This window comes from Skermanella mucosa (assembly GCF_016765655.2).
GTDB classification, from domain to species: Bacteria; Pseudomonadota; Alphaproteobacteria; order Azospirillales; family Azospirillaceae; genus Skermanella; species Skermanella mucosa.
Window position 1 is genome coordinate 2,621,393 of record NZ_CP086106.1, and the last position, 22,538, is coordinate 2,643,930.

General features: G+C 65.8%; 23 protein-coding genes and 1 tRNA gene. 10 read left to right on the forward strand and 14 right to left on the reverse strand.

Annotated elements, in window-relative coordinates; all coding sequences use genetic code 11:
- The first annotated feature begins 355 nt into the window (after positions 1-355).
- The 4 genes from pstS to pstB are packed head-to-tail and all read left to right on the forward strand — an operon-like array spanning position 356 to position 4,117.
- On the forward strand, positions 356-1,420 hold the full coding sequence (gene pstS / locus JL100_RS11900; protein ID WP_202679652.1) for a phosphate ABC transporter substrate-binding protein PstS: 1,065 nt from the start codon (positions 356-358) through the stop codon (positions 1,418-1,420).
- A 41-nt stretch (positions 1,421-1,461) separates the two neighbouring features.
- Positions 1,462-2,427 (forward strand): phosphate ABC transporter permease subunit PstC, encoded by a 966-nt coding sequence (gene pstC / locus JL100_RS11905; protein ID WP_228421215.1) that lies wholly within the window; start codon positions 1,462-1,464, stop codon positions 2,425-2,427.
- Positions 2,428-2,432: 5 nt separating this feature from the next.
- Positions 2,433-3,275: a phosphate ABC transporter permease PstA gene (pstA, locus tag JL100_RS11910; protein WP_202679650.1), complete on the forward strand. Its 843-nt coding sequence runs from the start codon at positions 2,433-2,435 to the stop codon at positions 3,273-3,275.
- On the forward strand, positions 3,272-4,117 hold the full coding sequence (gene pstB / locus JL100_RS11915) for a phosphate ABC transporter ATP-binding protein PstB (RefSeq protein ID WP_456115312.1): 846 nt from the start codon (positions 3,272-3,274) through the stop codon (positions 4,115-4,117). The genes pstA and pstB overlap by 4 nt, the downstream gene beginning before the upstream one ends.
- Positions 4,118-4,126: 9 nt before the next feature.
- On the opposite strand, the gene JL100_RS11920 is transcribed toward pstB, so the two are convergent.
- Positions 4,127-6,052, reverse strand: a complete 1,926-nt coding sequence (locus JL100_RS11920) for a sigma-54-dependent Fis family transcriptional regulator (RefSeq protein WP_202679649.1) — start codon at positions 6,050-6,052, stop codon at positions 4,127-4,129.
- Between the two features lie 377 nt (positions 6,053-6,429).
- Here JL100_RS11920 and JL100_RS11925 point away from each other — a divergent pair, with 377 nt between their 5' ends.
- The 4 genes from JL100_RS11925 (at position 6,430) to JL100_RS11940 (ending at position 9,375) form a co-directional block, all read left to right on the forward strand.
- Positions 6,430-7,029: a QcrA and Rieske domain-containing protein gene (locus JL100_RS11925; RefSeq protein ID WP_202679648.1), complete on the forward strand. Its 600-nt coding sequence runs from the start codon at positions 6,430-6,432 to the stop codon at positions 7,027-7,029.
- A gap of 42 nt (positions 7,030-7,071) precedes the next feature.
- Complete coding sequence (locus tag JL100_RS11930) at positions 7,072-8,799, forward strand: methanol/ethanol family PQQ-dependent dehydrogenase (RefSeq protein ID WP_202679647.1); 1,728 nt, start codon at positions 7,072-7,074, stop codon at positions 8,797-8,799.
- Positions 8,800-8,808: 9 nt separating this feature from the next.
- Positions 8,809-9,093: a hypothetical protein gene (locus tag JL100_RS11935; RefSeq protein ID WP_202679646.1), complete on the forward strand. Its 285-nt coding sequence runs from the start codon at positions 8,809-8,811 to the stop codon at positions 9,091-9,093.
- Between the two features lie 111 nt (positions 9,094-9,204).
- Entirely contained in the window at positions 9,205-9,375 is a 171-nt protein-coding gene (locus JL100_RS11940; RefSeq protein ID WP_202679645.1) for a hypothetical protein, read from the forward strand.
- Between the two features lie 454 nt (positions 9,376-9,829).
- On the opposite strand, the gene JL100_RS11945 is transcribed toward JL100_RS11940, so the two are convergent.
- The 3 genes from JL100_RS11945 to JL100_RS11955 form a co-directional block, all read right to left on the reverse strand.
- Positions 9,830-11,248 (reverse strand): homospermidine synthase, encoded by a 1,419-nt coding sequence (locus tag JL100_RS11945; RefSeq protein WP_202679644.1) that lies wholly within the window; start codon positions 11,246-11,248, stop codon positions 9,830-9,832.
- A 94-nt stretch (positions 11,249-11,342) separates the two neighbouring features.
- Positions 11,343-12,665: a type III PLP-dependent enzyme gene (locus JL100_RS11950; protein ID WP_202679643.1), complete on the reverse strand. Its 1,323-nt coding sequence runs from the start codon at positions 12,663-12,665 to the stop codon at positions 11,343-11,345.
- Between the two features lie 422 nt (positions 12,666-13,087).
- The gene (locus JL100_RS11955; protein ID WP_202679642.1) at positions 13,088-13,840 is read right to left on the reverse strand and encodes a class I SAM-dependent methyltransferase; all 753 of its coding nucleotides are present in this window, start codon (positions 13,838-13,840) and stop codon (positions 13,088-13,090) included.
- Between the two features lie 269 nt (positions 13,841-14,109).
- Between JL100_RS11955 and JL100_RS11960 the strand changes: the two genes are divergently transcribed.
- Positions 14,110-14,385, forward strand: coding sequence for a cupin domain-containing protein (locus tag JL100_RS11960; RefSeq protein ID WP_228421216.1), 276 nt, complete (start codon positions 14,110-14,112; stop codon positions 14,383-14,385).
- Between the two features lie 113 nt (positions 14,386-14,498).
- Here JL100_RS11960 and JL100_RS11965 read toward each other — a convergent pair whose 3' ends face one another.
- The 10 genes from JL100_RS11965 to JL100_RS12010 all read right to left on the reverse strand — a co-directional run bounded on the left by JL100_RS11965 (position 14,499) and on the right by JL100_RS12010 (position 21,583).
- Entirely contained in the window at positions 14,499-14,684 is a 186-nt protein-coding gene (locus JL100_RS11965; RefSeq protein ID WP_202679641.1) for a hypothetical protein, read from the reverse strand.
- A gap of 70 nt (positions 14,685-14,754) precedes the next feature.
- Positions 14,755-15,369, reverse strand: coding sequence for a GNAT family N-acetyltransferase (locus tag JL100_RS11970; protein ID WP_202679640.1), 615 nt, complete (start codon positions 15,367-15,369; stop codon positions 14,755-14,757).
- A gap of 45 nt (positions 15,370-15,414) precedes the next feature.
- Complete coding sequence (gene sseA / locus JL100_RS11975) at positions 15,415-16,287, reverse strand: 3-mercaptopyruvate sulfurtransferase (RefSeq protein WP_202679639.1); 873 nt, start codon at positions 16,285-16,287, stop codon at positions 15,415-15,417.
- A 39-nt stretch (positions 16,288-16,326) separates the two neighbouring features.
- Complete coding sequence (locus JL100_RS11980; protein ID WP_202679638.1) at positions 16,327-17,031, reverse strand: alanyl-tRNA editing protein; 705 nt, start codon at positions 17,029-17,031, stop codon at positions 16,327-16,329.
- A gap of 14 nt (positions 17,032-17,045) precedes the next feature.
- Positions 17,046-18,050 carry a cysteine synthase A gene (locus JL100_RS11985; RefSeq protein ID WP_202679637.1) on the reverse strand — a complete coding sequence of 335 codons (1,005 nt, stop codon included), beginning with the start codon at positions 18,048-18,050 and terminating at the stop codon, positions 17,046-17,048.
- 92 nt (positions 18,051-18,142) lie between these two features.
- On the reverse strand, positions 18,143-18,757 hold the full coding sequence (locus tag JL100_RS11990) for an NUDIX domain-containing protein (protein ID WP_202679878.1): 615 nt from the start codon (positions 18,755-18,757) through the stop codon (positions 18,143-18,145).
- A gap of 130 nt (positions 18,758-18,887) precedes the next feature.
- Positions 18,888-19,373 carry a helix-turn-helix domain-containing protein gene (locus tag JL100_RS11995; protein WP_228421217.1) on the reverse strand — a complete coding sequence of 162 codons (486 nt, stop codon included), beginning with the start codon at positions 19,371-19,373 and terminating at the stop codon, positions 18,888-18,890.
- Positions 19,374-19,593: 220 nt separating this feature from the next.
- Positions 19,594-20,634 carry a S1C family serine protease gene (locus JL100_RS12000; protein ID WP_202679635.1) on the reverse strand — a complete coding sequence of 347 codons (1,041 nt, stop codon included), beginning with the start codon at positions 20,632-20,634 and terminating at the stop codon, positions 19,594-19,596.
- Between the two features lie 195 nt (positions 20,635-20,829).
- Positions 20,830-21,030, reverse strand: a complete 201-nt coding sequence (locus JL100_RS12005) for a hypothetical protein (protein ID WP_202679634.1) — start codon at positions 21,028-21,030, stop codon at positions 20,830-20,832.
- 479 nt (positions 21,031-21,509) lie between these two features.
- Positions 21,510-21,583, reverse strand: a tRNA-Cys gene (locus JL100_RS12010).
- 258 nt (positions 21,584-21,841) lie between these two features.
- Here JL100_RS12010 and JL100_RS12015 point away from each other — a divergent pair.
- A complete protein-coding gene (locus JL100_RS12015; protein ID WP_202679633.1) occupies positions 21,842-22,498 on the forward strand; it encodes a protein-L-isoaspartate O-methyltransferase family protein in 657 nt (218 codons plus the stop codon).
- Positions 22,499-22,538 lie beyond the last annotated feature (40 nt).

The window sequence follows — 22,538 nt, forward strand, 5'->3', positions numbered from 1 at the left end:
TGCGGACCCGGGTCCGCACATGCCCGAGAGTGTATCGCGTTTCGTGACTTAAGGGTTACCTATTCAGGAACAGATGGCGCAAGTAGGTTATGGCGGTCATCGGTCGATCTGCTAGGTTCGCGCCGCCAGTCGTCAACAATGCGCGTCCGAGCGATCCTGCGGCGTAAACGTGAAAGCCCCGGCAAATGAGGCCTCCACCAGTGTCAACACTAAGCTGAGCAAGATAGGGTGTGTGCAATAAGCACTAAATGCCGTATTAAGATTTAGTGAAGGATGCTTTGGGGTTGGTCAGTTGTTGCTCGAATTTGTTAATAACGCGACTGCCCATGACCTTCATGATGAGCGAGAGGATTTGATGACCATCATCAGCAAGACCGTCATCCGCAGCGCAATAGCCGGGCTCGCCGGCATCGTGCTTGGGTCTTCGGCATATGCCCAGAACATCTCCGGCGCGGGCGCGACCTTCCCCTATCCGGTCTATGCCCGCTGGGCGCAGGCCTATCAGCAGGAGACCGGGACCAACATCAACTACCAGTCGATCGGCTCGGGCGGCGGCATCCGGCAGATCAAGGAAAAGACGGTGACCTTCGGCGCTTCGGACAGTCCGCTGAAGCCGGAGGAACTCGAGCAGGCCGGTCTCGTCCAGTTCCCCATGATCATGGGCGGCGTGGTCCCCGTGGTGAACGTTCCCGGCATCCAGCCGGGCCAGCTCCGGCTCGACGGCCCGACCCTTGCCAACATCTATCTGGGTGAAATCACCAGCTGGGACGACGACGCCATCAAGGCTCTCAATCCCGACCTGCAGCTTCCCGATCTCGCGATCGCGCCCGTCTACCGCTCCGACGGGTCGGGCACCAACTTCCTGTTCACCAACTACCTGAGCCAGGTCAGCGAGGACTTCAAGGAGCAGGTGGGCAGCAACACCTCGGTCCAGTGGCCGACCGGACTGGGTGCCCGCGGCAACGAAGGCGTCGCGGCCCAGACCAGCCAGATCCAAGGCGCCGTGGGGTATGTCGAGTACGCCTACGCCAAGCAGAACCAGATGACCAACGCCGTCATGAAGAACAAGGACGGGCAGTGGGTCGAACCCAACAGCGAGACCTTCCAGGCCGCGGCGGCCTCCGCCGACTGGAGCGCCAACCCCGGCTATTACGTCATCCTGACCGACCAGCCCGGCGCCAAGAGCTGGCCGATCACCGGCGCCAGCTTCATCCTGATGCATCGCCAGCCGCAGGACCCCGCCGCTTCCCAGTCGGCGCTCCGGTTCTTCCACTGGGCCTATATGAACGGCGACCAGATGGCCGACGAGCTGGACTACGTTCCGATGCCCGACAAGGTCGTGGACCAAGTCGAGCAGACCTGGACCACCGGGTTCGCCGAAGTGAACGGTGAGGCCATGTGGACCGGCGGCCAGCAGTAACGTAACGCCGACCTGGACGCAGAAAAATGACCGATACCGCCATGACAGCCCAAAGCCGCACCCTCAGCGGCAGCCAGGCCAGACGCCAGAGCCTGATGGACAAGGCTTTCCAGTCCGCGACGGCGTTCTTCGCCGTTCTCGTCCTGCTGATCCTTGGCGGAGTCTTCGTCTCGCTGGTGCAGGGCGCCCTTCCGGCGCTCGGCACCTTCGGGTTCGACTTCGTGACCACGCAGGTCTGGAACCCCGTGACCGACCGCTTCGGCGCGGTGTCGCCGATCTATGGCACATTGATGACGGCCTTGATCGCCATGGCGGTCGGCATTCCCATCAGCTTCGGCATCGCCGTGTTCCTGACGGAACTGGCGCCGCCGTGGCTGAAGCGTCCCGTCGGCATCGCTATCGAGCTGCTGGCCGGCATTCCCAGCATCATCTATGGCATCTGGGGCCTTTTCGTGTTCGCCCCGATCTTCCAGCAGACCCTCCAGCCGTTCCTGATCAACACGATCGGCCAGGTGCCGGTGATCGGCGACCTGTTCTCGGGCCCGCCGTTCGGCATCGGCATCTTCACCGCCGGCCTTATCCTCGGGATCATGGTGCTTCCGTTCATCACCTCGATCATGCGCGACGTGTTCGAGACGGTGCCGCCCATGGTCAAGGAATCCGCCTACGGCCTTGGTGCCACCACCTGGGAGGTGGTCTGGAAGGTCGTGCTGCCCTATACCCGCGTCGGCGTGGTCGGCGGCGTCATGCTGGGCCTGGGACGTGCCCTGGGCGAGACGATGGCGGTCACCTTCGTGGTCGGCAACGCGCACCGCATCGGCAATTCCCTGATGGCGCCGGGAACGACGATTTCCGCCGCGATCGCGAACGAATTCAACGAGGCCGTCGGCGAGCTGTACATCTCGTCCCTGATCGCCCTCGGCCTGATCCTGTTCTTTATTACCTTCACCGTGCTGGCACTGGCCAAGATCATGCTGATGCGCATGCAGCAGCGGTCGGGAGGCTGACCGACATGAATCTCTACGCCCGTCGCCAACTCACTAACCGGGTCGCGCTCGGCTTGTCGATGGCGGCCGCCGCCTTCGGCATCTTCTGGCTGGTCGCGATCCTCTGGACCCTGTTCTACAACGGGCTGTCCGCGCTGGCGCCCAGCATCTTCACCATGAGCACGCCGCCGCCCGGCGTGGCGGGCGGCCTGATCAACGCGATTTACGGCAGCGTCGTGCTGACCCTGCTGGCGACCCTGATCGGCACGCCGATCGGCATTCTGGCCGGGACGTACCTGGCGGAATATTCCCGCGGCAACCTGCTGGGGCAGGTCATCCGCTTCATCAACGACATCCTGCTGAGCGCGCCGTCGATCATCATCGGCTTGTTCATCTATGGCGTCATGGTCGTCCCGATGGGCCATTTCTCGGCCTGGGCCGGCGCGGTCGCACTTTCGGTCATCGTCATCCCGGTCGTGGTCCGCACCACCGAGGACATGCTGAACCTAGTGCCGGCGAGCCTGCGCGAGGCCGCTGCGGCGCTGGGCGCCCCGCGGTGGAAGGTGATCGTGATGATCGCCTACCGTGCCGCCCGGAACGGCATGATCACCGGCGTGCTGCTGGCGGTGGCGCGGATCAGCGGCGAGACGGCCCCGCTGCTGTTCACGTCGTTGAGCAACCAGTTCTGGAGCACCGACATGAACGCGCCGATGGCGAACCTGCCGGTCGTCATCTTCCGCTTCGCGCTCAGCCCTTACGAGGACTGGCAGCAGTTGGCCTGGGCCGGCGCCCTGCTGATCACCGTCACGATCCTCATCATCAACATCACCGCCCGCGTGCTCGCCGGGCTCGGATCGAAGGGACGATGACCATGCAAGAAGCCCGCTCCACCGCCACGGCCGGCCGCCAGATGCTGGTCCAGTCCATGCCGCCCGGCGCCGCGCAGGAAGGCCAGATGGTCGAGAAGATATCCGTCAGGAACCTCAGCTTCTTCTACGGGGATTTCGAGGCGCTGAAGAACATAACCCTGCCGCTTTACGATCGGAAGGTTACCGCATTCATCGGCCCTTCGGGCTGTGGCAAATCCACGCTGCTTCGCATCCTCAACCGGATCTACGACTTGTACCCGAAGCAGCGCGCCGTGGGCGAGGTGCTTCTCGACGGGCAGAACATCCTGGCGCCGGGCATCGACCTGAACCTGCTGCGTGCCAAGATCGGCATGGTGTTCCAGAAGCCGACTCCGTTCCCGCTCAGCATCTACGACAACATCGCGTTCGGCATCCGGCTCTACGAGAAGCTGCCGCGCGACGAGATGGACGGCCGGGTCGAGCAGGCCCTGCGCCGCGCCGCCTTGTGGAACGAGGTGAAGGACAAGCTGAACCAGAGCGGCCTGAGCCTGTCCGGCGGCCAGCAGCAGCGCCTGTGCATCGCCCGGGCCGTCGCGGTCAACCCGTCGGTGCTTCTGATGGACGAGCCGGCATCGGCGTTGGACCCGATCTCCACTTCCAAGATCGAGGAATTGATCGACGAGCTGAAGAGCGAGTACTGCATCTGCATCGTCACCCACAACATGCAGCAGGCGGCGCGCGCGTCTGACTTCACGGCCTTCATGTATCTGGGCGAGCTGATCGAGTACGGCGTGACGGAGGACCTGTTCACGGCGCCCAAGCAGAAGCGCACCGAGGAGTACGTGACCGGCAGGTTCGGCTGAACCGCCGCTTCAAAGCTGGTTCGGCGGCACGACGCCGAACTTGGCCATGCGCCGGTAAAGCGTCATCCGGCTGACGTTGAGGCTCCGGGCGGCATCCGCCACGCACCATTTGTGGCTGCGCAGGATCGCCTGGAGCCGTTCCGCCTCGGTACAGGCGGCCGGGCAGGCGGCGGCCGCGCCGGAAAAGCGCGGCATGCCAAGGGGAAGGTCCTCGCACCGGATCAGCCCGTCCTCGCAGCCGATCACCGCGGCCCGAACGACCGTCCGGAGCTGGCGGATATTGCCCGGCCAGTCGTGGCTCATCAGCAGGGATCGCGCTTCGGGCGTCAGGCGGGGAGGGGCGGGAAGCCCCGTCGCCTCCAACTCCAGCGCGCGGTCGATCAGCGCAGCCTTGTCGGCCCGGTCGCGCAGCGGCGGCAGGACGATGCGCAGGCCGTTCAGCCGGTAGAACAGGTCTGCCCGGAAGGCGCCGGAGGCGACCAGGGCTTCCAGGTCGTGGTGGCTGGCGCAGATCACGTGAAGATCCAGCGGAATGGCGCGGTCGCCCCCTAGCGGGATCACCTCCCGTTCGGCCAGGACGCGGAGCAGCCGGGTCTGGGCTCCCAGCGGCATGTCGCCGATCTCGTCCAGGAACAGGGTGCCGCCGTTGGCCTGGACCAGCTTGCCGCGCATGCCGTCGCGCCGCGCGCCGGTGAAGGCGCCTTCCGCATAACCGAACAGTTCGCTCTCGATCAGGCTTTCCGGCAGGGCCGCGCAGTTGATGCCGACGAACGCCCTGGCGGCGCGGGCGCTGGCGTCATGGATCGCGCGGGCGAAAGCCTCCTTGCCGGTCCCGGTCTCGCCGCCCATCAGGATCGGCAGGTCGCAGTCTACGAAGCGGCGGATGCGGCGGACATGGGCCTGCATCTGGGGATCGCCGCCGGCCAGCTCTTCGAGCGTCATAGGGCGGGACGGGCGCGCCGTCGCCGGGGAGCGTGCGGCGAGCCGGCGCGGCGGCTGCCGCCGCGCCGTCGCCGCCAGCGGCATCCGGAGCGTCACTGCCCAGCGCCGCTCGGTGCCGGACTGGCGTACCAGGGCCATCCCCTCGGCCAGCCGGTCCAGCGACGTCTCCAGCACGGCGTCCAGTCGGGTGCCGATCAGGGTCTTGCCGGCGAACAGCCTGCGCGCGCCGCCGTTGAGGCCGACCACGGTGCCCGCCGGATCGACCGCGATCATGGCATCGGTCTCTATCCCCGCCATCTCCGGCGAGCGGGCGAGGGCGAGCACGCAGTTCTCCCGCGTGCGGGCCAGGAACCAGGTGTCCTCAATCTGGCGCGCGGCGGACATGACGAAGCCGTGGACCAGCGACTGGAACTGCCCACCCGCCGGCGCGGTCAGGGAAGAGACGTCCAGGGCGGCCAGCAGCTCCCCGGCGGGTCCCAGGATCGGCGCCACGGAGCAGGTCAGGCCGGTGTGGCGGACCGCGAAATGATCGAAGCGATGGACCAGGATCGGCTTGCCCGAAGCGAGGCAGGTGCCCACGCCGTTGGTGCCCTCGCAATCCTCCGCCCAGACGGCGCCGCGTTCCAGCCCGGCCCGAGCCATGCGCCCCTCGACCGGCAGGCTGCCGAACCGCTCGATCGTAACGCCGTGCCGGTCGGCCAGCAGGACGACGTAGCCGGACGCCGCGAGCTGGGCATGGAGGCCGAGCAGGCTCTCCCGGGCGAAGCCCAGGAACTCGCCGACCGGCTCGACATGGTCGCGCAACTCGGGCGGCGTCAGGACGTTGGGAGCGTTGACGGTGGCCGGGTCGAGCCGGTGCTTCAGCACGCAGCGCTTCCAGGAGTCGGCGATGATGTCGTGGGGCGGCGGACTGGTCGGCACGGCGGCTCCGTCGACCCAGGCCATGATGCGGTCTATATGGTCGCTCGCCGTCGATCCGGGCGCGATCATCATTCCCCCAATCCGTGACACCGGTTTTCCGGCTTTCCTGTCTTCGGGTCAGGCTAACTCAATAAATAATTTGAGGCTAGAGCATGAGCCGAGTTTTGAAGCAATGTTCCTAAAAATATTTCCTTGTGCGGCGCAATATCAGAGGGCTCGGCTTGTGACGAATGCTGTGTGACACGTGTAACGATATGTGACGCCGAGGCCCGGTTGAACCTGGAGTTTTCCCACTCGACAGGATTGGCACGCTCATTGCTGCACTAACCCCCGCATCAATCGATGTGACGGTCCGATGTCTCCTCCTTACGGTGCGGCGCAACACGCGCCGCACCGATTTCCCGGTCGGGGTCGGGCCGCCCGAAAAAGGATACAGGGGAAACTGCCACGTGGATCATCAGGAGCCTGAAGTCGATATCGAGCGCCGGACCGTCCTGAAGGCGGCGTTGTGTGCCGGAGTGGCGCTTCATCTGGCGCCGATGGGCGGTCCGGCGGAAGCCGTGGCCCAGGGAGACCCGCGCAAGTCGAGGCCCCAGGCGGGCGACCGGCTGGTGTTCGCCTCCGGCGAGCGCAAGGGAGAGCCGATCGGCGACAAGGACATCGAGCAAGGCCGGCAGCAGGTCATGGCCTATTGCCTCGACCCGGCGTCGGAAACGGTCCGCGACGGCTCGCGGCTCAACAAGGTGATGCTGATCCGGCTCGATCCGGCCGATCTGGACGAGGAGACCCGGAAGCACGCCGCCGGCGGCATCGTCGCCTTCTCGGCCGTCTGCAGCCATGCCGGCTGCGACGTTTCCGGCTGGCACGCAGAGGAGAGGATCCTCGAATGCCCGTGCCACCACTCCAAGTTCGACCCGCGCGCCAGCGGCAAGGTGGTCGGCGGCCCCGCGCCCCGCCGCTTGGCGCTCCTGCCGCTGGAGAACGGCCCCGACGGGCTGGTCGTGGCGGCCGGGTTCATCGGCAAGGTCGGCGCCGCGACGTCGGCCTGAGGGCAAGCAACGAAACGATAAACAACATTTCGGGAGGAAACCATGGACAAGAGAGCGTTGGCCAGGGGCATCGCCGCGGTGGCGCTGATGCTGGCTCCGGTACCTGTACTGGCGGCCGGCCCGCTGGACAACTATGCGCCGGTCACCCAGGAGCGGCTGGAGAAGCCGGAGGACGGCAATTGGCTGCAGTACCGCCGCACCTATGACAGCTGGGGCTACAGCCCGCTGTCCCAAGTGAACACCGGCAACGTCAAGGACATGGTGCCGGTCTGGAGCTTCTCGACCGGCGTGAACGAGGGGCACCAATCGCCGCCGGTGGTCAACAACGGCGTCATGTTCATCACCACGCCCCAGGCGCAGGTGATAGCGCTGGACGCCAAGACCGGCGACCTGCTGTGGCGCTACAAGCGCGAGCTGCCGGAGGACCTGACCCAGCTCCATCCGACCAACCGGGGCGTGGCGCTGCTGGGCGACAAGGTCTATGTCGGCACGGTGGACGCCTTCATCGTGGCGCTGGACGCCAAGACCGGAAAGCCGGTGTGGGAGCAGCCGGTCGAGGATTACCAGAAGGGCTACTACATCACCATGGCGCCGCTGGCCGCCAAGGGGAAGGTGATGGTCGGCATGTCCGGCGGCGAGTTCGGCATCCGGGGTTTCCTGGCGGCGTTCGACGCGGAGACGGGCAAGCCCGCCTGGAAGACCAGCACCATTCCGGGACCGGGCGAGCCGGGGAACGAGACCTGGGCGGGCGAGACCTGGAAGACCGGCGGCGCCCCGGTCTGGATCACCGGCAGCTACGACCCGGCCACGGGCCTGTCCTATTGGGGGACCGGCAACGCGGCGCCGTGGATGGCCGACCAGCGGGCGGGCGACAACAAGTGGGCGAACTCCGTCGTCGCGATCGACGTGGAGACCGGCAAGATGAAGTCGGCCCACCAGTACCATTGGAACGAGGCATGGGATTGGGACGAGGTCGCGGCCCCGATCCTGGTCGACGTGCAGCGGGACGGCCGGACCTACAAGAGCCTCGTCCATGCCGGCCGCAACGGCTATCTCTGGATTCTGGAAAGGTCGGGGGACGAGATCAAGTTCGTCGACGCCAAGCCTTTCGTCCGGCAGAACGTGTTCAAGAGCCTGGATCCCAAGACCGGGCGGCCGACCTATGACGAGACCAAGGTGCCGGGAACCGGCAAGCGGGCGGACTTCTGCCCGTCGCTGTGGGGCGGCAAGGACTGGCCGCCGGTGGCCTACAACCCGCAGACCCGGCTTATGTACATTCCGGCCAACGAGAACCTGTGCGGCTACCTGGAGGGCAAGCAGACCGAATACGAGCCGGGCCAGCTCTATATCGGCGTCGCCATCTCCGACATCGGCATGACGGTCCATCCCGATGCCGACCATATCGGCGAGCTTCAGGCCTGGAACCTGGATACCGGGCAGAAGGTCTGGACCCAGAAGTTCGACAAGTCGCAGAACTGGGGCCCTGTACTGACGACAGGCGGCGGCCTGGTCTTCATGGGCGGCACCAACGACCGCTTCTTCCGGGCATTCGACGCCAAGACCGGCGACAGGCTGTGGGAGACGCGGACGAACTCCGGCGTGACGGGCGTGCCGGTATCCTACGAGGTGGACGGGGTGCAGTACGTCGCCGTCCAGTCCGGGTGGGGTGTCGATGCCCAGCGCAAGCAGGAGAAGCTGGCCCAGCTCGGCTACGCGACGCTGGACGTCCCCCAGGGTGGCGTCGTCTGGGTCTACGCGCTTCGCAAGTAGATCCGGGAGATGCTTCGACTTAGGTCGGTGCCGGGAGATCCGCCGTCGCGCTGGTCGGCCGAGATCGTGGCGGGCTGCGGGGAGTTCCGCAGCCTGCTGCTCGGGACCGGGCGGGACCGCCGCTACATCATCGACTTCTGCGTGGTCGCGGACCGGCCGATGATGCTGATCAGCCTGACTGACGGAACGCCGGAAGCAGCGGTCTATATCGAAGCCGGCAGGGTCATCCTGGAGGACCGGTGCCGGCATGCCGCGGTGGTGGAGGGCGGCCTGTTGCGGGAGGAGGGGGAATAGGCGCGCTTTTGTTGCCCTGCGGGGGCTCTTTCCCGCAACAAGCGGCTTGACGTGGGCTCCGGATGTGCGAACCTTTCCGTCAACTGCAAACAACGGAAAGGAGGTGATCCAATGTCTCATGGAGCAAAGCCGGTCATTGCCGTGCTGTTCGGCATCTCGGCTCTTCTGACGGCTGGGGTCGCCAGTGCCTGCCCTTCGCACACGACCCACTCCGCTCAGGCCCCGGCCAGCGACACCGTCGCCGACCAGGGCAAGAAAGTGCAGAGCGAGACACGCGGCTGACGACTGGCTGCACCATGGTAAGAGGCGGGCCGTCCCACACCGGGGCGGCCCGTTTTCCTTTGGGGAGGGGTAGGGCGGGCCTCCCCAGGCCGTGGGTGACGGTGATGGACGAAGATAGATCACCGATCCCCCGGGCGTCGCTTCAACCCAAGTTGGTACCGGACTGGCCCTGAATCAAGGATTATGTTCCTTTTATCGCCGTCGTGCCGCAGAACCCGTTGGACTGGCCGCAGATGTCAGCAAAGGTCATGGGTCTCGATAATGTTGACATCACTCCCCCTGGTTATGTTCGCAAATGTCAGCATCCGTACCAAAGGGGGCCTGTAGCCAGCTTGGCTTGGCCACATCGACAGCCACAATCCAACTAGGTGAATACGATGTCAGGCGCCGCTCCGCCAAGCCCGAACCACATCCCCGGTGATGGCGGTTATCACCGGGGTGGGGATTGTCCCGATCAGACCACCCGGAAGTTCTTGAACTGCCAGGGATCGGAGGTGTCTACGTCCTCCGGGAACAGGACGCCCCGGTTGTGCAGCGGAGTCCAGTCGCTGTAGGCACCGGTCAGTTTACCAAGGTAGGGTGCGGCGATTTCCAGCACGCGGTTGTGGTTCAGTTCCTCCGGTTCGACGATGCCGGCCCGCGGGTTCTCCATCGCCCAGATCACGCCGGCCAGGGCCGCCGCGGTCACTTGAAGGCTGGTCGCGTTGTTATGCGGGCACAACTCGCGGGCTTCCTGGATCGAAAGCTGGGAACCGAACCAGTAGGCGCCTTTCTTGTGGCCCATCAGCAGCACGCCCAGCTCGTCGATGCCGCCGATGATCTCGTCCATCATCAGGCGCTTTTCCGGTTGAAGGGTCCAGGTCTTGCCTGCGAACTCGTGGAGCGACAGGATCGCGTCGTCGCACGGGTGATAGGCATAGTGGACGGTCGGCCGGTAACGGACCGAGGTGCGGTCCCAGACGGTCAGGTAGTCGGCGATCGAGATCGCCTCGCTGTGCGTGATCAGGAAACCATGAAGCGGCCCCTCCTTGGGCGTCCAGGTTCGCACCCGGGTGCCGGCGCCGGGACGCATCAGGTAGATCGCGGCGTCGCATCCGAACTCGTGGCGCCGGCCGTCGGGGGGAAGGCCCTTCTCATGGGTTCCCCAGCCAAGTTCGGCCGGCTGCGCGCCCTCGCCGACGAAGCCGTCGATCGACCAGGTGTTGACGAACTCGCCGCGCTTCTTGGGTACGTTGGCTACCTGGGTGTCGCGCTCCGCCACATGGATGGCCTTGATCCCCAACGCCTGGGCCAGTTCCGCCCAGCCGCTGCGGGTACGCGGCTCCTTGACCTCCAGACCGGTGTCTCGGGCGACGTTGAGCAAAGCCTGCTTCATGAAATGGGAGACCAGCCCGGGATTGGCGCCATGGGTGATCACCGCGGTGGGGCCGTTGGCATAGCCGCCCTTGTGCTGCAACACCGATTCGCGCAGCGCGTAATTGGAGCGGAGCGAGGGCGACAGGCTCGTGTCGGTGTAACCGCCGGCCCAGGGCTCGATGCAGGTGTCGAGGTAGAGCGCGCCCCGGGTGTGGCAGAACTTGATCAGCGAGAGGCTGGACACGTCGACCGACAGGTTCAGGATGAAGTCGCCCTCGCCGACCATCGGGTCGAGCACGGTCCGGAAGTTGTCGCGGGTTAGCGCCACGCGGTGGAACTTGACGCCATATTCCTCCGCCTCGGCCTTGCCGCGGTCCTCGGCCGTCACGATCGAGATCTGCTCGGGCTTCATGTCGATGTGGCGCAGCAGGAGAGGCAAGATGCCCTGGCCGATGCTGCCGAATCCGACGATGACGATGCGGCCGGCAAACTTGACGATGGGATTGGTCGTGGTCATGGCTTGTTCCGAACAGGCTGGAGGTGGCTGACGAATGTCGGGGCCCCGCTGGGTGGATAGGTTGACGGGTGAGACAGTAGAGGACAGGCTGCGTTCAGGCAGCCTGTTCCGTGATGTAGCCGACCGAATTTGCATTTTCGCCGCTTCGATCGGACAGATGGGCCTGTTCATCGGCCCGATCCAGGTAGCCCGGAGTTTCCAGGAGCGGCCGATCGGTCACATCGACGAGGCGGGCATTGTCGAACCCGTTGAACGCGGTCCGCAGGCACGAGCCGTAGGCCCCGAGCTGGCCCAGCTCGATCCAGTCGCCGGTCCGGATGTCTGCCGGCAGCAGGAAGGGGCCGGCCATGTAGTCGGCGCTGTCGCAGGTCGGGCCGTAGAAGGCGAACGCCTCCTCCGCCGCGTCCGACGCTCCGGCATCCGGACGGATCATGCGCGCCGGGAAACGGAAGGCGGGGACGCCGGCATCGGACAGGCTGCCATAGACGCCGTCATTGATGAACAGCTCGTTGCCGCGGCGCTTGATCACCTGGACCAGCAGCGAAACGCCGGGTGCGACGAGGGCGCGGCCGGGCTCGCACCACAGGCGGGTGCTGGACGGCAGGTCCAGGCGCGCGAAGCCGCGCGCAATGGCTTCCATGAAGTCTCCCAGCGGGGGCGGGGTGACGCCGGGATAGCTGACCGGGAAACCGCCGCCCACATCCATCACGTCGATCTCGACGCCGGCCCGTGCTATTACCGTGCCGGCCAGTTCGAGCGCCCGTTCGTAGGCGGCCGGATCCAGGCACTGCGATCCGACATGGAAGCAGATGCCGACCTTGCGGCCGACGGCGCGGGCGGTGCGCAGCAGCTTGGCGGCCTCGTCCGGAGCGGCTCCGAACTTGCCGGACAGGTCGTAAACGGCCGAGCCCTTCGGCAGGGCGAGGCGGATGAACAGCCCCAGGTCGTCGGCACCGTCGGTCTGTCCGACAAGCTTCTCCAGTTCCTCGGCGCTGTCGAGCGAGAAGTCGCGCACGCCGAAGTCGAAATAGGCTTGGCGGATGGCGTCCGGCGACTTGACCGGATGCATGTAATGGATCTCGGCGTTCGGGAACATCTGGCGGACCAGACGGACCTCCCCCGGAGAAGCGGCATCGAAATGGCGCACGCCGCCCTCGTAGAGCGCGCGCAGCACCGCCGGCTCCGGATTGCACTTCACCGCGTACAGCACGTCGCCGGGAAACGCCGACACGAACCGGGCGGCGGTCGCGGACAGGACGGCAGGGCGAAGGCAGTGGACCGGATCGGAGGGGCGCAGCGTCTCGACCAGATTGTCGACGCAGGTGACGGGGCGGCGGACGGACGGCGCGCCGCGGCGGCTGAGCGTGGTGCCTCGGCGCAGCGGCGAGACGGCGGAACGGTAGCGGACTTGAGCCATGACGCATCCTCTCGTGGGCCGCGGCCGCGCCGGCAGACCCATGAAGACAAAACGACCCTAACGGCATGAAGGCCGCGGGAATGGACGAATTGAGCGGGGATGAGATCGGCAAATCGGGCGACGCCCCGGCACCGCTCTTGAACGCGGTGTGCGGGATCTTCTCAGCGCCGGCGGATTTGCCCGCTACCTTACGGTACTAAAGCCTTCTGGCCGATATCTAACATACTTACCTCCCTCTCGGGACCGGCCCACGGATGACCGGTTCTGCCAAAAAGGACGCGGTACGTCGTTACATAACCTCAAAGGGCCAGCGGCACGTGCGGGTGCGTCAACGACCGTTGAGATACTCTTTCTGTGCGCAGATGCAAGAGTATTTTTGTTACAGACCTGGATTTTTGGCCGGGGAGTCAGGAAACGCCGGGTCAGAGCAGCGCCAGGGCCAGATAGTCGCCGAGATGGCGCCAGATGCAGCCGACTTCGCGGAACCCGACCTGCCGCAGGGCGGCCAGATGGAATTCCATGGTCATTTCCTGCTTGCGTGGGAGATTGGAGAAGCGGCGATGGCGTTCGGCCACGGCAGCTTCCAACGCAGGTTCAGCCGCGACCGCTTCCCACCAGCCGACCCAGTCGTGGGCGCCGTCCGCCTTCGCCGCCGCCCGGTTCGCCTTGATCGACGCCGCCGTCATGCGCCTGAGGGTCGGCTGGGTCTGGTCGTAGGAGCAGATGTCGCCGTTGACGAAGACGCCGCCGGGTGCCAGCACCTGCGTCAGGTCCTGGTAGACCCGCATCAGGTTCGGGGCGCCCAGCCAGTGCAGGGCGGTGGTGCTGACGACGGCGTCGAACTGCCGGCCGTCCAAGTAGTCGACCCAGTCCTGCCGACGCATGTCCAGCTCGATCCAGCTCCGATCGGGGCTCTCGGCGTGGACGGCGCGGGCGAGGGTCAGAAGGACGGGATCATAGTCCAGGCCGACGATCTCCGCGCCGGGCAGGCGTTCCGCCAGGCGGTCGCCGAGGCTTCCGGGACCGCATCCCAGGTCCAGGATGACGGGGGCCACGAGACCGGCGGCGGTCAGGGCGTCGGCGATGATTTCGAATCGGATCTCCCGGTGACCGACATAGCCTTCCTGCTGCCGGTCCCATTCCTTGATCCAACGGGACGCCTTCTCAACGGGCAAGTTTCGCATCCGGGTCGCCGTCAACGCCTGATCCATTCGCGACATCCTATTCCTGGGCCGCACGCCCGGTCCATGACCGTACCAACGTAAGTTCTCTATCCGACGATAAAACCTCCTGTGACATAAAGTCTTCACGAATGCCGGTACGGTGACGAAGAAATTGGGTATGCCCCTGATGGTGCGACGCAGCAATCATTTGGATTATCGGAAGGATAGTATCGTTGAATAACAACATATTGAGAGACATTCCTCATGCAGGGCGCGAGGAAGTGATCACTCGGTTGCTGGCGATGCCGTCGGTTCGGGTCGAGCGGATCGTTTCCCACGGACAGGTGTCACCGCCGGGTTTCTGGTATGACCAGGACGAAGGAGAATGGGTGCTGGTGCTGGCCGGATCCGCAGTGCTGGAGGTCGAGGGCGAGGCAGTGGCCATACCTATGGGGCCGGGCGATTGCATCGACATTCCGCCCCGCCGGCGCCATCGCATCGCCTGGACGGACCCCGACCAGCCCACCGTCTGGCTGGCCGTGTTCTATGCCGTCTGATGGTCCGGATCGTCTGATGGTCCGGATCGTCTGATGATCCGGCCGGGGGACCTGATGAGCCCGCTACGGGAGAGAGGTGGCAGTCCTGTACAGCCGGGGCCGGGATCCCGGCATCAACGCCCGCCGACTTCCTTTTCCAGATCGGAGATCCGCTTCGCCATGGCGGTGCGGATGCCGGGCGCTACGGTCGGTTTTAGGGCGGCGAACTGCTCGCGGAGCTGCTTCAACAGCAGGACCTTCTGGTCGCGGCTTCGCTTGATGGCGACATTGTCCGAGTGTTGGCCTTCGAAGGCACGCATGACTGACCTGTCCGTTGCTGTCTGGAGTGCTCGTGGTAGGCCGGGACCATAGGAGGCACTGCTTAATAAATCAAGAAGTTACGATCGGGTGTTGAGGTGCCGCATTAACTGGGATCAAGCCCATCGCGCGGGGGTCGTCGGCGATGCGGACTTCCTGCCGGACCGGCACGAACCCGGCGCGTTGATAGAGGCGCAGGGCCTTGGGGTGGTCCAGCGTGCAGGTATTGACGGTCAGCTTGCGGGCCCCTCCCGTCCAGGCCGAGTCGATCGCGCAGCCCAGCAGAAAGGGGCCGAGCCTCATGCCGACGAATTCCGGGATCATGCCGAAATACCGAAGGTCCACGATATTCTCCCTGCCGCGCCGGTCCAGTTCGGCGAAGCCGGCCGGAACGCCGCCGACATACAGCACCGTGATCTCCACCTTGGGATCATGGATGATGGCGGCCAAGGCTTCGTCGTCCAGCTTGCGCCGGTCGACCCATAGCCAGGGTTCCCCGACCGTGTTGTAGAGATACCTGTAGAAGGAGACCGTCGGGCGTTCCGCCCGGAGCAACGCCAGCTTTTCGACCGGCGGGCGTAGCTTCGGCGCGTTGGGCGGGCTGGTCATCTCCAGGAAGGTGATGACCACGCGGAGCTTGCCCGGCGGCAGACCCGGCACGACGCGAAGATCGGGTGGGGTCGGCATCAGGTCTCCTTCACCGATTTCGGGCACCGATTTCAGGCACCGATTTCAGGAGTTCGCCTTGGCAGGCCCGGTCTCGACCGGCAGGTCCTCGCGCCGGCCCCATTCCGCCCAGGAGCCGTCATAGACCGCGACGTCCTCCTTGCCCAGGAGGTAGAGCCCCAGCGCGGCGACGCAGGCCGTGATGCCGCTGCCGCAGCTGGTGACGACCGGGCGCTTCATGTCGATCCCAGCCTTGTCTACGAGCGCCTGGAGTTCGTCAGCGGACTTGAAGGTGCGATCGCCGGCGTTCAGCATGTCGGCGAACGGCAGGTTGAGGCTGCCGGGGATGTGTCCGGCCCTGCGGCCCGGCCAGAAATCGGGTTCGGCTCCGGTGAAGCGGCCGGCGGCCCGTGCGTCCACGATCTGTTCGCGGTCGCGGCCGATCGTGTCCTGGACCTGACCGGCGTCGCGGACCAGGAACGTGTTGAGGCGCGCGGTGAAATGGCGTTCGCGCGGCATCGGCGGGAGGTCTTCGAGGGGGCGCCCCTCGGCGATCCATTTCGGCAGGCCGCCGTCCAGAACCGCGACGTCGCGATGGCCGAACACGCGGAACATCCACCAGACCCGCGCGGCGCTCATCAGTCCGTGGGTATCGTAGACGACGATGCGGACGCCGTCGCCCAAGCCGAGCTTGCGGACCCGCGAGGTGAACTTCTCCGGTGCCGGCAGCATGTGCGGCAGGTCGCTGGAGGTGTCGGCGATCTCGTCGATATCGAAGAACACCGCGCCGGGGATGTGGCGCTCGTTGTATTCGGCGCGGGCGTCGCGGTCGGCACCCGGCAGGAAGTAGGTCGCATCGACCACCCGGACATCGGGAGCGCTCAGGTGCTGGGCGAGCCAGTCGGTGCTGACCAGCGCATCGGGCTTGGAATAAGGCATCGTTTCCCCTCGAAAGATCGGTGCGGCTTCAGCCGGCTGTCATGTTGCGAGCGCGACGACCACGCGCCGGTTCTGCTTGCCCTTGTTCTCGATCTTGACGACCTCGACCCGGCCGATCTCGCCGGTGCGGGCGACATGGGTGCCGCCGCAGGGCTGGAGGTCCACGCCGTCGATCTCCACCAGCCGGACCTTGCCGGTTCCGGTCGGCGGCTTGACCGACATGGTGCGGACGAGGTCCGGGTTGGCATCCAGCTCGGCGTCGTCGATCCAGCGGTACCGCACGGCATGGTCGCCGTCCACCAGCCGGTTCAGCGCCGCCGTCAGCTCGTCCTTGTCGAGGCTGCCGGACGGCACGTTGAAATCCAGGCGGCTTTTGTCCGTCCCGATCTGGCCGCCGGTCACCGCCCCGGGCACCACGGCGCAGAGCAGGTGCAGGCAGGTATGCATGCGCATGAGGGCGAATCGGCGGTCCCAGTCCAGCTCGACCACGACCGGCGTACCGGGCGGCGGTGCTGCGGCACCGGGTTCGAGCACGTGGATCGCCGTATCGGGGCCGTCGCCCTTGATCGTGTCGATGATCCGTACCTCGTCGCCGCCATGGCGGAGCACGCCGGTGTCGCCCGGCTGGCCGCCGCCGGTCGGGTAGCAGACTGTCCGGTCCAGCGTGACGCCGCCGGCATCGGCCGACACGACGGTCGCATCGCACCGCGCCGCGTAGGAGTCGTGGCGGAAGATCGTTTCCATGCGCTGCTGTGCCCTCATTCGTCCAGCCATGCCGGCACCGGCAGGTTCTTTTGCCGGAGAAAGGCGGGGTTGAACAGCTTCGACTGATAGCGCGTCCCGAAGTCGCACAGGATCGTCACGACGGTATGCCCAGGCCCCAGGTCCCGGGCCACCTTCATGGCCGCGGCCACGTTGATCCCGCTGGAGCCGCCCAGGCACAGGCCCTCGTTCTTCAGCAGTTCGAACAGCAGGGGCAGGGCCTCCTCGTCGGTCACCCGGTGCCAGCCGTCGATCGGGGCGGCTTCCAGGTTGCGGGTGATGCGGCCCTGGCCGATTCCCTCCGTGATCGAGCTTCCTTCGGCCTTCAGTTCGCCATGGGCATAGTGATTGTAGAGCGCGGACCCCATCGGATCGGCCAGCACGATGCGGACGTCCGGGTTCTTCTCCTTCAGCGCCATGCCCACGCCGGCCAGGGTGCCGCCGGTGCCCACCGCGCAGGTGAAGGCGTCCACCCGTCCGCCGGTCTGGCGCCAGATCTCCTGTCCCGTGGTCGCCCTGTGGCCCTCGCGGTTGGCGACGTTGTCGAACTGGTTGGCCCAGATCGCGCCGTTCGGCTCCGACGCGGCCAGTTCGTTCGCCAGGGTCTCGGAGTAGCGGACATAGTTGCCCGGATCCTTGTAGGGCAGGGCTGGGACCAGGCGAAGATCGGCGCCGACCAGCCGAAGCATGTCCTTCTTTTCCTGGCTCTGGGTTTCCGGCATCACGATGACGGTTCGGTAGCCCAGGGCGTTGCCCACCAGGGCCAAACCGATGCCAGTGTTGCCGGCAGTCCCCTCCACGATGACGCCGCCGGGCTTCAGGGCGCCGCGGTGCTCGGCGTCCCGGACGATCGCGATGGCGGCGCGGTCCTTGACGGAGCCGCCGGGATTGAGGAACTCGGCCTTTCCCAGGATGTTGCAGCCGGTCGCCTTGGAGGGACCTTCCAGCCGGATCAGGGGTGTTTCGCCGATACTTCCGATGAATCCTTCGCGTACGTCCACGGTGAGCGTTCTTCCCTCTGGCCTGTCGAATGGCTGACAGACTAGCTTTCGCCCGTCACCGGATCAAGCGGGCCTCAGGCCCTCTCCCGCCTTCAGGTCCTCTCGCTCCTCTCGCTCCTCAGGGCGTCACGGTGCCGGGCAAGCCAGTTCAGCGCGATGATGCTGGCGGCATTGTCGATCTCGCCCTCGTCGACCCGCCGGATCGCCTCTGCCGAGGGAACGACATGGACGCGGATGTCCTCGTGCTCGTCGGTGAGGCCGTGGATGCCCCCGGTGCCGGACGAGTCGACCAGACCCAGGAAAACCGTCACCACCTCCGTGCTGCCGCCGATGCTGGCCATGAACTCGCCGATCCGCCTGATGTCGCCGCCGATCTCGCAGCCGGTCTCTTCTAACGCTTCGCGGCGGGCGACCTCGGCCAGTTCCTCGCCGGGCTTTACCACTCCCGCAGGGACTTCGAAGCTCCAGGCGGACCGGCCGGCCAGACGCGCCGGCAGGCGGAACTGCTCCACCATCACGACCGTGTCGGCCTTCGGGTCGTAGAGCAGGGCCGCGACCGAGTTGCCGCGCTCGAAGATCTCCCGCTCGAGTTCCTGGGTCCAGGCTCCATCGAACTTCCGGTGGCGGAGCCGGTAGCGGTCCATCCGGAAAAAGCCGTCATGCAGGGTTTCCTTGGCAAGGATCTCGATATCCTGCTCGTCGTTCATCATGTCGCTCGATCGCATCGGAATAAAGGCCACGGGCTGTTGTGCGGCAACAGCGCATCTCTTAACCCATGCCGCCGCCGGGTGCGAGCACCCCGCCGGACAACCCCAATGCGTCATCCCGCCCTGCCCGCTACACCTCTTCGGGAACGCTTTCGGGGGTGGCATCTTCCCCTCGGCGACCTCGGTTGATCGAGGCGCTTTCGCTTACGGTGCGCAGGAAGTCGAGCGCGCGCCGGCGGACTTCGGCGTCCGTTATGCTGTAATAGGCCCGCACGAGTTCCGTGGTTTCGCGGTTGAGCAGGACGTCGGAGCCCAGGGGCGACTCGCCGATCGCGCGGGAGCCGTTGGGCAGCCGGGTCGACATCACGGCCGCGGTCTCGTCCGGCATGTCGTCGAAGAAGTAGGCCACGGGAACGTCCAGGACCCTGGACATGTCGTAAAGACGACTGGCGCCGACCCGGTTGGCGCCCCGCTCGTATTTCTGGATCTGCTGGAAGGTCAGCCCTAAGGCGTCCCCCAGCTTTTCCTGGCTGATTCCCAGCAGCAATCGACGCAGGCGGAGCCTGGCACCCACGTGCGCATCGATCTCGTTGGCGACATTCTTCGGCTTGCCCATCATTCTCCACGCCCGTCTGCGGCTGCATATCGGATCCCGGGCGTGAAAATATCCGCGCCTCGGACGATCCGACAAAGCAAGCGCGGGCGGATCACCTCCTCGGGGAGGCACCGCCGCGCCAGCCAAGGCATGCTATATCCAAATAAATATAAATACCACTAGAAGGCGATCGATCCTTCCGGATAACGCCGCCTATACGAGAAGATATGATGACAGTGCCTTAGAATGTGGGCCTGAGCCTGAGGTGGCGGAGCCGGTCGATAGACTGGACCGACACCGTCTCGACCCGTCCCGCGCGCTGGATCCCGAGCGGGACGCTGACGCCGGCTTCGCCCAACGCCCAGATTTTCCGATAGAAATCCGCAAGCCGGTTGACCGGCTGGCCGCCGACGGCGACGATCGCATCGTCCGGGCGCAGGCCGGCCGCCGCCGCCGGGCTGCCCGGCGTGACCCGCTGGATGACGAGCCGGTCTCCGGCCTGCTGGGTGGTGACGCCGAGCCAGGGACGGGGCGACTCGGCGGAGCGGCCGAGTGCCAGCAGATCGCCGAGAATGGGATGGAGCACATCCACCGGGATGAACATGTTGCCGGGTGCCACCAGCGGCGGCGCCGCGTCGTGGACGAACAGGGAGCCGACGCCCATAAGTTCACCCCTGGGCGAGACTAGTGCCGCGCCCCCGAATTCGGCAATGGCCGGCGAGGTGAAGATCGCCTCGTCCAGCAGGTATTCCCAGTATCCCGCGAACTCCCGTTTGCTGACGACCAGCGTCGCGTGGACCGCGCCGGGACCGCCGTGGGCCAGGGCCAGCATCGGATCACCGACCTTGGCCTCCTCGGAGCGGCCGAGCCGCATCGGCTTGGCGCGGAACCCGTACTGTCCCCTGAGCAGGCCGAAGCCGCTGACATGGTCGTAGGCCACGATCTCGGCGGGATGGACCTTGCCTTCGGCGGTCCGGACCTCGACCGCGCTGGCTTCCATGATCAGGTAACCGATGGTGACGATCAGTCCCGCGCCGTCGATCACGATGCCGCTGCCAATACGCTCCGTACCGAGGCTTTCGGCGGAGCGGGCGTCGGAGGGGACCGTAGCCTTGATCCCGACGACCGACTGCATCATCGCGGTCACGTCGGGCGCCTCGACCCGCTGGGCAGCGACCGGAGCCGGCCTCGCGACCCATGGGGCCGCGGCCAGCGCGGCGATCAATCCAAGCCGGCCCAGGCGGGCCAGCGGTCGGTCCAGCAGGCGGACAGGCGAAAGCATCACAGACCTCCCTCGCATCCGCGCGATCGCCGCGCGCCGTATCAATCACATGTGCGGGAACGGAGGCTTCATCAAGCGCCTGTCGGGCAAGGAGGGCGGACAAAAAAGTGCGGGGGCAGGCAGCGCGGCAAGGCCTGCCCCCGCTGCAGTCGCGCCAGCGAAGGAGAGGTGGGAAGGGGATGAAGGGTCCGCGGCTCAGCGCGGCAGGGGCACCAGGATCATCGGCCGGGTATTCTCCGGCAGGGCAGCGTCCGGGACGGCCAGGAGGTCGGACGGCCCCTGCCACGCGGTGAACGCGATTCCGCCGGCCACCGCAACGGTCAGTGCCAATCCGGCCAGGGCCGCCACGGCGTGGTTGCGGGTGAACGATGCTGTATGTCCTGCCGCGATTTGCATGATCCGCTCCTCGTACTGACTTACAGGCCTGCCTTGAGTTCCCCGATCCTTCAGGGTTCCGCTCGGGCCGGCCGGTTCTCCGGCCGGGGCGTCGGATCACATCGAACCGTCACTCCAGGCCAACAATTCGCTTTCGAAAAGTATGATGCACGAATCCGGCGGGCATCTGCCACGTTTTCAAAAAGGTCCGCCTGAATAGTTTTGAAGGTGTAGTAAAAATGCGTCAGCATTGTCGACCTATTCCATAATCAGGTAAACAAAGAGCGACTATATAAAGAAGTTTGTCTTTCCTGAAAACAAGATAATATCGATAGGGGTATATGTGTTCTCAACGGAAGAGGGCAGGGGAGGGCAGGGGAGGGGACAGCTTTCCGGTGGGGCAGGCCGAAGATTAGTCACCAGGGCGCAAGTTTAGCCGCTGGCCGCGGTGATGGCCGCGCTGCCATGCCTTTGCTCAAATGTCGAGGAACATGGGGGATTGGAGGCACGGCCGGGAATCGAACCCGGATATACGGATTTGCAGTCCGCTGCATCACCACTCTGCCACCGCGCCAGGTGCCGGGACCGGCCCTTGATCGTGCCGGCTCCGGAGAGGTGACCTGATATAGCCGGCCCGGAACCGCCGGTCAAGCGGCGGACGGCGTGCCGCTACCCGCCGATGAGGCATCCATGCGACAGACCGCCTGTGTCGTCAGACGCTTCGATGGCTCTCCGTTGTGTTCGAACGCATTGACGGATATAAGGCGATACAGCGCCGCTCCGCCGCGGAAGACTGGCGCGCCGGATGAAACAAGATCAGAAAACGGTTGCCATGCCCGATTATTCCGCAGCCCGCTACAACATGGTCGAAGGGCAGGTCCGCCCCAACAAAGTAACCGACCACGCGCTGGTCGATGCGATGTCGACCATTCCCCGCGAACTGTTCGTGCCCAAGGCGTCGCGCGGCTTCGCCTATGTGGACGAAGATATCCCGGTCGCCAAGGGGCGGTATCTGATCGAGCCCATGGTGATCGCCCGCCTCCTCCAGGAGGCGCGGGTCAAGCCGACGGACATCGTCCTCGATATCGGCTGCGGCACGGGCTACGCCAGCGCCCTCCTGTCGCGCATGGCGGCGACCGTGGTCGCGCTCGAGGAGAACCCCGAGCTGGCGGCCCGGGCCGAGGAGACGTTGCGCGAACTGGGCGTGGACAACGTCGTGCTGGTGCAGGGGCCGCTGACCGAGGGCTATGCCAAGCAGGCGCCCTACGACGCAATCCTGATCCACGGCGCGGTGACCGAGGTTCCGAAGGCGATCCTGGACCAGCTGGCGGACGGCGGCCGGCTGGTGACGGTGGTGGCGCCGGACGCGCGGATGGGGCAGGCGCGCCTGTTCCAGCGCACCGGCGCGGTCGAGACCGGCCGCATCCTGTTCGATGCCTCCACTCCCCTGCTTCCGGGCTTCGAGCCCAAGCCGGTCTTCCAGTTCTGACGACCGGCCGCGATGTCCGACGGATGCGGGCCTGGAGCAT